The organism is Phormidium pseudopriestleyi FRX01 (assembly GCF_017313335.1).
Classification (GTDB): domain Bacteria; phylum Cyanobacteriota; class Cyanobacteriia; order Cyanobacteriales; family Laspinemataceae; genus Laspinema; species Laspinema pseudopriestleyi.
The window spans coordinates 1-9457 of sequence record NZ_JAFLQW010000625.1 but is presented as its reverse complement, the minus strand read 5'-3'; the positions used below and the strand labels follow the sequence as shown (position 1 = coordinate 9457).

General features: G+C 49.4%; 6 protein-coding genes. 2 read left to right on the top strand and 4 right to left on the bottom strand.

Going from position 1 to position 9457, the window contains the following annotated elements:
* Positions 1 to 144: 144 nt before the first annotated feature.
* From J0895_RS23740 to J0895_RS23725, 4 genes are all read right to left on the bottom strand, one after another.
* The gene (locus J0895_RS23740; RefSeq protein WP_207090458.1) at positions 145 to 1686 is read right to left on the bottom strand and encodes a thioredoxin-like domain-containing protein; all 1542 of its coding nucleotides are present in this window, start codon (positions 1684 to 1686) and stop codon (positions 145 to 147) included.
* Between the two features lie 239 nt (positions 1687 to 1925).
* The gene (locus J0895_RS23735) at positions 1926 to 2978 is read right to left on the bottom strand and encodes a hypothetical protein (RefSeq protein WP_207090457.1); all 1053 of its coding nucleotides are present in this window, start codon (positions 2976 to 2978) and stop codon (positions 1926 to 1928) included.
* Between the two features lie 264 nt (positions 2979 to 3242).
* Complete coding sequence (locus J0895_RS23730) at positions 3243 to 5003, bottom strand: N-acetylmuramoyl-L-alanine amidase family protein (protein ID WP_207090456.1); 1761 nt, start codon at positions 5001 to 5003, stop codon at positions 3243 to 3245.
* 87 nt (positions 5004 to 5090) lie between these two features.
* The gene (locus tag J0895_RS23725; RefSeq protein ID WP_207090455.1) at positions 5091 to 6173 is read right to left on the bottom strand and encodes an N-acetylmuramoyl-L-alanine amidase-like domain-containing protein; all 1083 of its coding nucleotides are present in this window, start codon (positions 6171 to 6173) and stop codon (positions 5091 to 5093) included.
* 815 nt (positions 6174 to 6988) lie between these two features.
* Here J0895_RS23725 and J0895_RS23720 point away from each other — a divergent pair.
* Together J0895_RS23720 and J0895_RS23715 are read left to right on the top strand one after the other, a co-directional pair.
* Positions 6989 to 8653 carry a CTP synthase gene (locus tag J0895_RS23720; RefSeq protein WP_207090454.1) on the top strand — a complete coding sequence of 555 codons (1665 nt, stop codon included), beginning with the start codon at positions 6989 to 6991 and terminating at the stop codon, positions 8651 to 8653.
* A 49-nt stretch (positions 8654 to 8702) separates the two neighbouring features.
* Positions 8703 to 9128: a hypothetical protein gene (locus J0895_RS23715; RefSeq protein ID WP_207090453.1), complete on the top strand. Its 426-nt coding sequence runs from the start codon at positions 8703 to 8705 to the stop codon at positions 9126 to 9128.
* Positions 9129 to 9457: the final 329 nt, after the last annotated feature.

Here is a 9457-nt window from a genome sequence, read left to right as displayed (position 1 = left end):
CGGAAAATACGATAGGGCGCTACATTAACGACCCTCATCATGGTTGGACTACAGTGTAGGCGGTTAAAACCGCTCGTGTGGGCTTTCCACCTCGGTCTGAAGACACGAGGCTACCAGCCCTACCGTGTTTCTCTGGTGTTAAAGTTAGCAGATTTTAGCTGAATTCTCGGGTACAAAAACAAACGGTGCACATAATCCAGTCAACTCTAGGGTAGTCACGGTGAGGGTATCTAAGGCTACCCGTCGGATGCGATGATTATTGGTATCGGCAATATAAAGGATACCTGTAGCAATACTCAAACCCCCCGGTTCACTCAAGCGGGTGGCGGTGTTTTTCCCGTCTAATAATCCCGGGGTTCCATCTCCTAGAACCGTTTTACACTCTCCCGTTTTGGGATTGACGGTTTTAATTTTATGGTTGTAGGTATCTGCAACCCACAGCAATCCCTCGGCATAATCGATGCCGAGACAATGTTGCAATAGGGCCTCTTCTGCGGTCCCATCGCGATCGCCAAATCCAAACAAATCCCCACTGCCGCAGAGGGTGCGGACCCTGGGTGACTCCCCTAACCCGACTGCGCGAATGGAACTAATTTCACTATCTGCCACAAACAGTTCCTCATCATCGGTGGTAATGCCGCTGGGTTGAGCAAATGCCGCCTCGTCGAGTTCTCCATCAATTCCAGCTTCTGCACCGATGCCACAGTAGGTCCCCACTGTACCATCCATCAAATCCAGCGCCCAAATTTGGTGGGACCCGGCCATTGCCATCAATAATACTTCCCCGCCAACCAGTTCTAAATCCCAGGGGGAATTTAAAGGAGTCTCTAACCCGTGACCTCTTTGAGGACCCAGGGTGCGATTTTGTTCACCAGTTCCGGCGAGGGTTTGCACCTGTTCTGTGGTGAAATCGATTTGGCGGATGGCATGGTTTTCCGTATCCGCCACATAGAGACGCTGGGAGTTACCATCCCAAGTCATGCCTTGGGGTCCAAAAAACTGGACTTCGGAGAAAGACCCATCGGTGAATCCAGGGGTCCCGTTGCCGATGATGGATTGTACGGTGCCATCGAGGGTGGTGACAATGATGCGATGATGTCCGGAGTCGGCAATAAATAGGCGACGGCTGGCGGCATCGGCGAGGACTTTTCCCGGAAAGGCTAAGGGGGTAATTAAGGGATTTTTCTGTTTTTCTAGGACAGGTTTGATATTGGGAATTGAGATGGAACCCTGAGCTTGCTGCTGGGCGATTAACTGGGCGATCACCTCATCTAATTCCCCCCGTTTCCCTTCTCCAGAAACCATTCTCACCACATATCCCAGAGGGTCAATTAAAATTAAAGTCGGCCATGCGCGCACTGCATACTGTTGCCAAATTTCAAAATTAGAGTCTACGATAACCGGATGTTCGATATCATATCGGAGAATCGCTTGCCGAATGTTTTCCGTTTCCTTTTCGTTCTCGAATTTAGCTGAATGAACGCCGATAACGGTGAGATGTTCAGGATATTTTTGCTCTAAGTATTTTAAATCCGGTAAAATATGCAGACAGTTAATACAGCAATAAGTCCAAAAATCAAGCAGGACAATTCGGCCTTTTAATTGGCTTAGGGATAATGGGCGATCGCAATTTAACCAAGGTTGATGGGAAGGGAATTCTGGCGCTCTCACCCGAGGAAGGTTCATGGACTTAATTTTAAGATAGGTTGACTGGATTATTTTAAATGAAATTCGCTCGTTCGTAGTAACCCCTTTAGGGGTTATCTTGATGCAACTAGAGCAGTTTCCATAGTTTCTAGTCTTGGGGAGGGGGTTGAGAAACCATTAAGTTAGGCAATCAAACAACAATTGTCGCAGAAACGAGGTGACGGGGTAAGATGTCAGAACGATCGCGATTGCAGGATTGAGGATACTCGCGATCGCATTCAATCCAACTCCTCAGCCAGCGCCTGTGCCCTGGCTTTTAGTGCGGCTTGCATCGTTTCTTCCGCCTGTGAGAGAATCGTACTAGCTTCGGCATCACGATTGGCTAACTTGAGTGCTGCACCCAAGTGATTTAGCGCTTCGGCTCGATAACCATCAACGCGGATCGAGTAGGCTAATGCAGTGGCCTCAGAGAACTCTCCAGAACGAGCCAGCGCGGAGACGATTTCACAGAGTGCCTTTTCGGGCCAACTCGGATACCGCATGGAGCGAGCGGCTTCTATGGCTTCAGAAAACCGTCCAGCTTGTGTGAGTGCCGTTGCCAGTTGGTTCAGACTATTCTCTCGCCGCTCGTTGTAAAGAGAATAGGCGATCGTTTTCGCTTCTGTGAGAATGGTATCCGCTTCCCTGGGTCGGTTAACTTGCTCCAGGCTTTTCACCACCTGAAGTAGAGAGTAAACCGACCTATACTCCAAAGAACCAGCCACCGTGGAGGCTTCGGCGAACATAGCGCTGGCTTCATCTGCGCGATCGCGGCTCTCCAATGCCACGGCCAACTCTAAAAACGTAAGGACTCGCTCGCTCCCATTGGAAATCGAACGAATCACATTTGCCGCTTCCTCAAAGTTTCCGGCTTGAGTCAAGGCAGTCGCCAAACTCCTGAGCGCCTTGATGGACTCGCGTTCCCCCGCCAGAGAAGCCGCAACCGAGGCAGCTTCGGTAAACTGTCCGGCTTGCGCCAGCGCTGCCACTAGCTCGCTCAGAACGTTTTCTCGACTGGAAGCAGGCCAAAGGGACTGAGCTATTTGGGGGATTTCGGCAAACAGCGCCTGTGCTTGATCATGACGGTTGGCTCGGTGAAATGCTGTTGCTAACTCGCACAGCGCAATGGCTCGACTGGACATTTTACGAATAGAGCGAGTAACTGTAGTTGCCTCGGCAAAAACTGCACTCGCTTCAGTCTCCTGATTAGCGATCGCCAACTCTACAGCCCGATCGCTCAATTCTTTCGATCGTCTAATCTCCACAAAGTCCATACAAGCGGCTACCTCCATGACCCATTACAAATGCTTAAATGCTTGTTTAAGCTTAATTATAAATATAAAACATGAGGACTGATGCTGAACCTAATATCAAGTCTGTAGCCAATATTAATGAAATTGGTATTAGGCCATGAAACGACAATTGTCGTAGAAACCCGGTTTCTGGTCCTAGGGTAGGGGTTGAGAAACCGGGTTTCTTTCATTAACTTAGGCCATGAAACAACAATTGTCGTAGAAACCCGGTTTCTGGTCCTATGAGTAGGGGGAAATGAGACTTTAACGAGTTGTCGCGAACCAATCTACAATCCCATCAGCCAGAGTTTTGGCTAACTTTTTCTGTTCCTTTTCATCCATAATCCACTCAAACTCAACCGGATTAATCATAAACCCGAGTTCTAGTAAAATTGATGGAGTAACCGTGGGACGAGTTAAGGCTAAATTGTTCCAAAACACGCCATAGGACGGGCGGTTTAATTTCTGCACTAAATAGTTATGCAAAAATACCGATAAATCATGAGCTTGGGGATTATACCAAAACATCCCAATTCCCGATGTATTGATGGCATCGCCAAAGTCCGGTAAGGCATTATAATGGACGCTGAGGGCGAGGTCGGGTTCGTCTCGTTCGATTTGTTCAACGCGATCGTGTGGCCATAAATCGTCATCTCCTTCTCGGGTCATTAAGACTGTAGCGCCGCGCTGTTGGAGCTCATCTCGCAGGAGTTTGGAGACAATCAAGGTGACATCTTTTTCGGGATAACCTGTGGGTCCGCGAGCACCGAGGTCCTCGCTGCTGCCATGTCCCGGATCGAGGAGAATTCTCATCCCAGCTAGGGGTTGATTGCGACTGCCGGTGACGGTGGGGGGATGACGCAGGGAGAGAATCAGAGTTGTGCCTTCATAGCGTAACTTGTATCCCCATTGATGTGAGGGTTTAAAATGAAAAGTATATTCTACTTGGTCATTTCCAGTAGGTCGCCAATCCATGCGTTCGACTAAGCGATCGTCGTTGAAGGCGATGGTATCAGTTTGGGCAACAGTGTTATGCAGTGTGAGAACAAAGTTGCGATCGCCCTGGGTGACTGTAACGGGTACAGCGGTTTGCAGGGGAAAGAGCACTTCGGTCCATCCGGGAATCTGTCGCGATCGCACCCCCCGAATCGCCGATCGCGGGGGAATACCAGCCGACACAATTTGCGCTTCCTCCGCTTTAATCCAGGCCCCGTAATCTAACCGAATCCATTCGCCCTCCCGTCCTGTCACGGCAGCGCGAGTCCCCTTCGGCAACGGTGTGAGACGGGAATGATTGGTACTGGGTCCGGTGCGGGCCACTGCTGCATCTGCCGTCACTTCAGCCACTGTAATTTGACTGGGGGAAACAATCTCAATATTACCCGCTGCCATTTGGGTTTGGGTTTGTCCATTCATGGACAATTGATAACGCGGTTGACCCCAATTAGTGGGATTTTGCGGTGCAGTAGTACAGCCTTCAAAATTACCCGCTTCTCGGGAAATATTGGGGTCAGTTGTTCCCGTTAATACCGCTAAATTAGAAGGTAGAGAAACCGATTCACGATTCAGCATCAAGGGAATCGTGCGATCGCCCACTTGCACGGAAACCGTAGCATTCGGTGGGGCGATCGCCCCAAAACAAATCAACTCTCCCGGCATTCTAGCAATATCAACCGTCGGCGTTAGAGAACTCTCCACAAAAGCCATACCTTCGGGAACTGGAGGCGAACTAGACTCTCGGGTTACCTTAATTTGGAGTTGTTGGTCTTGATGGGTTAGAGTGAAAATATTTTCCCCCAATTCTAAGGGAAAAGTTGGAGCAAAATGTCCAGCCGGACTGCGTTCAATGCGTTGTCCATTGACTAAAACTTCCGCCGACGGTGCAGCACTCCCAATCAAGAAAATCCGGTCCGAAGTCGTTTTATGTTCCGGGGGGGGATAGGCCACAAAAAGCGGTTGTTGGGCAGCAGCAGGAGTGGTGAGCATAATAGATACAATGGCCGTGGACAGAAAAATGTTTCGCATGGGTGTCAGTAAAATCTAGCTCGAATTCAGCAAGCCTTAAAGGGGGAAATTAACCGAATTTCTCCGGTCATTTTCCCATTTAATGGGTTAAAAAGAAGGTAATGTATCCGGGACTTGAGGACGGGTATCTAGGGGACGGGCGACAATAATGCCAATTTGACCTTCCACGGCTTGGACATAAGATTGTAAATCAGGGGAAACCGTGACTTGACCACTGGGAGACGCATGAATAAATCCCATTTTGCCATCTTTGGATTGATAAACAAATCCAGTATGGGTGACATCGAGTCCTTCGATATCTGTAGCGGTGGCGATGATGTCGCCCGGTTGCAGGCGATCGTAGAGGGTAGAAATTTGGTCTTGGGGAATATAGGTTAGAGAAACTTCCTTGAGATTGGCTTCTACTTTACGAATGCAGTCGTAATTCACATCATCGGTGAGTTGGGGATAACTTTGACGATGCTCTGTCATAAAATTCAAGGTTTTATTCAGAGGAATTCCGCCAAGGGATGGAGTGATATTTTCGACGAGACCGCGTTTGCTATTATCATAAATCCAGTCTGAGAAATAGTGGAGACGACTGCAATAGTCGGTGAGTTTACCATCGCGATAGCGTTGTTCTTCAATGCGATCGCTAAACCCTTGGTAGGTGTAATCCCGCACCGCAATTCCTCGGGCGATCGCCAGGACACTTTCTATGAATAATACACAGTCAAACCCGGCGAGGGAAATGACCAAGGTTTCATCGGAGGATTGATCTAATAAACCAGCAACGTAAGGGGTGCCGATTAATTGTTCCGCCACCGTCGAGATAATCTCACTTAGGGGGCGACGGCTCAAATTTTTAGCAACGGCCCCTTGCATGACTTGTTCAAACTTGAGATCCTCGGATTCAGAATTAACCGGGTTTGGGGGTTCAAAATCAACCCAGTCCTGGGGTGCGACATCAACAGGGTCCTCAGCATTCGGATCAATCAGGGGTAATTCCCGAGGTTCCTCAGTTTCCTGGGCGATCGGGACCCCATCAACACCGGGAATCAAAGCAGAGAGGGTTCCTGGCGCTGTACCCCCGGATACAGTCCCCCCAAGGGTCCCGAATACCGGAAACACCGTCAGAACCCCAAATATTGCCAGTGGTAAGAGTTTCGGTCGATTGCTAGACTTTTTCATTTGCTGTTTTCTTTGCTCAAACCCATCGCCAATCTTAATAATGCGGATAATCCACAGAAGGAGCCATCCTAGGGGGATTCTCTCCCGAAACTTGTTCCCATCATTCCCTAGCACCCTAGCACCCAGAGTCCTTGGGTTGAACCCCGGTTGTGCCAGCGTAACATTTGCCCTCAATCTTGCCAGTTTAATGAGGGGGTCTAAATCCTAGCCTTGTCAAGGTGTATTTGTAGGGTGCATCCGATGTTTGGACAGTCTGCCCTCATCCCCCACCAGCCCCATTCTCCCTTTTTGGGAGAATGGGAGCCAGATTCAAAGTCCCCTTCGACCCCCCCTTCGACCCTTCGACTGGCTCAGGGCTCAGGACAGGCTTCGACCCCCTTCGGCGGGGCTCAGGGCTCAGGACAGGCTTCGGCGGGGCTCAGGGCTCAGGACAGGCTTCTCCCTCTTTGGGAGAGGGATTTAGGGTGAGGGATGCTCCCTATTTGTAGCCTCAAGAGGGTTTGGAGACCAAACCCCTACATCAGATCAGAGGGTTTGGAGACCAAACCCCTACATGAAAAAAGGATTTTTCGTCATTAAATTTACCACCTTGACAGGGCTAGGTCTAAATCCTCACTGTAGAAGAATCTGGGCATTACCCATCCGACATCCGCAGTTCAAGGGTTGTCTGATCACCCGAACTGAAAATCGGGCATTCTCCCGTTCCCCGTTAGGATTCGGGGTTTTAGGACGAGGATCGAGGGTACTCATGCAGTAAAATGTGGCACAATGAACCCAGGATATAGGCGCGTAGATCACAGCGTTGGGTAAATTTTATGAGTAAGTTTGTGTTTGTCACGGGTGGGGTCGTTTCCAGTATCGGAAAAGGGATTGTCGCCGCGAGTCTAGGACGTTTGCTCAAGTCCCGGGATTATTCTGTCTCCATTTTGAAGTTGGACCCTTATATTAATGTTGATCCCGGTACCATGAGTCCTTTTCAGCATGGAGAGGTCTTTGTGACTGAGGATGGCGCTGAAACCGATTTAGACTTAGGACATTATGAACGCTTCACTGATACGTCTATGTCTTGTCTTAATAGCGTTACCCAAGGTTCGATTTATCAGGCAGTTTTGAATAAAGAACGGCGTGGGGATTATCAGGGGGGAACCGTTCAGGTGATTCCCCATATTACGAATGAAATCAAAGAACGCATCAAACGGGTGGCTAAAAATACCAATCCTGATGTGGTGATTACGGAGATTGGCGGGACTGTTGGGGATATCGAATCCCAACCCTTTTTAGAAGCGATTCGGCAGTTTCGCAAGGAAGTCGGGCGCAATAATGTTTTGTACATTCATGTCACCCTTGTGCCTTGGATTGCTGCGGCTGGAGAGATGAAGACGAAGCCCACCCAGCACTCGGTGAAGGAACTTAGATCGATTGGGATCCAGCCGGATATTTTAGTCTGTCGATGCGATCGCCCTCTGCCATCGGGACTCAAGGAAAAAATGTCAGAGTTCTGTGACGTACCGGCTCACTGCGTGATTACGGCGCAAGATGCCAGCAGCATTTATGAAGTTCCTCTGATTTTAGAACGGGAAGGATTGGCCCAGCAAGCCCTGGATTTACTGCAACTCGACCCCCGCCAACCGGATCTCAGTCAGTGGCAAACCCTAGTCGAACGGTTGTATGGCGGTGGAAAACCCATCAATATTGCCATTGTCGGGAAATATGTTCGCCTCAGTGATGCCTACCTCTCCGTTATTGAAGCGATTAAACACGCGGCGATCGCCTATGAGGCAGATGTTAATCTCAGTTGGGTCAACTCTGAAGATATTGAAGCCTACGGCGCTGAAAAATTTCTCAAAAACGTGCAAGGAGTCTTAGTCCCGGGCGGGTTTGGGATTCGCGGGGTAGATGGAAAAATATTGGCGATTCAATATGCCCGGGAACAGCGGATTCCCTTCCTGGGATTATGTTTAGGAATGCAGTGCGCGGCGATCGAATGGGCGCGTCACGTTGCCAAATTGGAAGATGCCAACAGTGCCGAATTCGACCCTGATACCAACAACCCGATTATCAACCTCCTTCCTGAACAGCTAGATGTGGTCGATTTGGGCGGCACCATGAGGTTGGGATTATATCCCTGTCGCTTAATTCCTGATACCCTTGCGGCCTCGGTTTATCAAAAAGAGGTGATTTACGAACGCCATCGCCATCGCTATGAGTTCAATAATGCGTATCGCAACCTCTTTATTGAAACCGGATATGTGGTGAGTGGAACTTCCCCCGATGGACGACTGGTGGAAATTATCGAACTCCCCTCTCATCCCTTTTTCATTGCCACCCAATTCCATCCCGAGTTTCAATCTCGACCCAGTAACCCGCACCCCCTGTTTAAAGGCTTCATCCAAGCGGCATTAGCTTCTCTGTCTGATGAGGATGCAGAACCCTCGGTTTCATCGGAGATTTCTGCTGCTGTCACTCCTGGGCGATCGTAACTGATGACAGGGCTGTAAATGCGATTGAATTGCCGAGTGAGGAGGTTTTGTGACGTATTGGGTCAAATTTATTTATGACAGAGAGACATACGTCGTCGATTTAGCGCGGATCGGTGCTTTTTGTCGATCGCCAAACGGAAAAATTGCCTTTTGGTTACCTCAAAGTCGCACTCCTGTTGTTATTCATCCTCAGAGTAATACCGAAGCTTATCAAACCGTGGTAAATTTCATCAACAAAACCGTACAATACTCTCTCGGCTCTCATTGGGTGAAAATTCAGTACGAGCGCGAAGAATACGATATCGATTTGAATCGAATTAGTTCTTTTTGTTGCGCTCCAGGAAATGGAAAACTCTCCTTTTTCTTACCCGATAGTGGCATGAGAATTATCATCCATCCCCAAAGTAACCCCGATGATTATCAGAAAGTAGTGGACTATATTGAACAGACCACTGGTCATGATTTAACCGGATAGAATAAGTAGGAGTAGGGTGGGCACTGCCCACCTACAATAAGGTGGGCAGTGCCCACCCTACAATTGCTGTAGGGTTGATTCCTCGTGACGAAAGCTCTGCCAAGTCACGCGCCTTTGGAGGCTCTGCCTCCAGTGGATTCAATCAATCTAACAGGCGGCAGAGCCATGACACGAAATTCAATTGGGAGCATCCCAATGCTCGCCGCCCTCACCCTAAATCCCTCTCCCAAAGGGGGAGAGGCCTGTCCTGAGCCCTGAGCCCCGCCGAAGCCTGTCCTGAGCCCTGAGCCCCGCCGAAGCCTGTCCTGAGCCCTGAGCCCCGCCGAAGG

Excerpts from the sequence above, each read along its gene's own strand:
- J0895_RS23740 (WP_207090458.1), bottom strand. The coding sequence starts at position 1,686 with ATGAACCTTCCTCGGGTGAGAGCGCCAGAATTCCCTTCCCATCAACCT.
- J0895_RS23735 (WP_207090457.1), bottom strand. The coding sequence starts at position 2,978 with ATGGAGGTAGCCGCTTGTATGGACTTTGTGGAGATTAGACGATCGAAA.
- J0895_RS23730 (WP_207090456.1), bottom strand. The coding sequence starts at position 5,003 with ATGCGAAACATTTTTCTGTCCACGGCCATTGTATCTATTATGCTCACC.
- J0895_RS23725 (WP_207090455.1), bottom strand. The coding sequence starts at position 6,173 with ATGAAAAAGTCTAGCAATCGACCGAAACTCTTACCACTGGCAATATTT.
- J0895_RS23720 (WP_207090454.1), top strand. The coding sequence starts at position 6,989 with ATGAGTAAGTTTGTGTTTGTCACGGGTGGGGTCGTTTCCAGTATCGGA.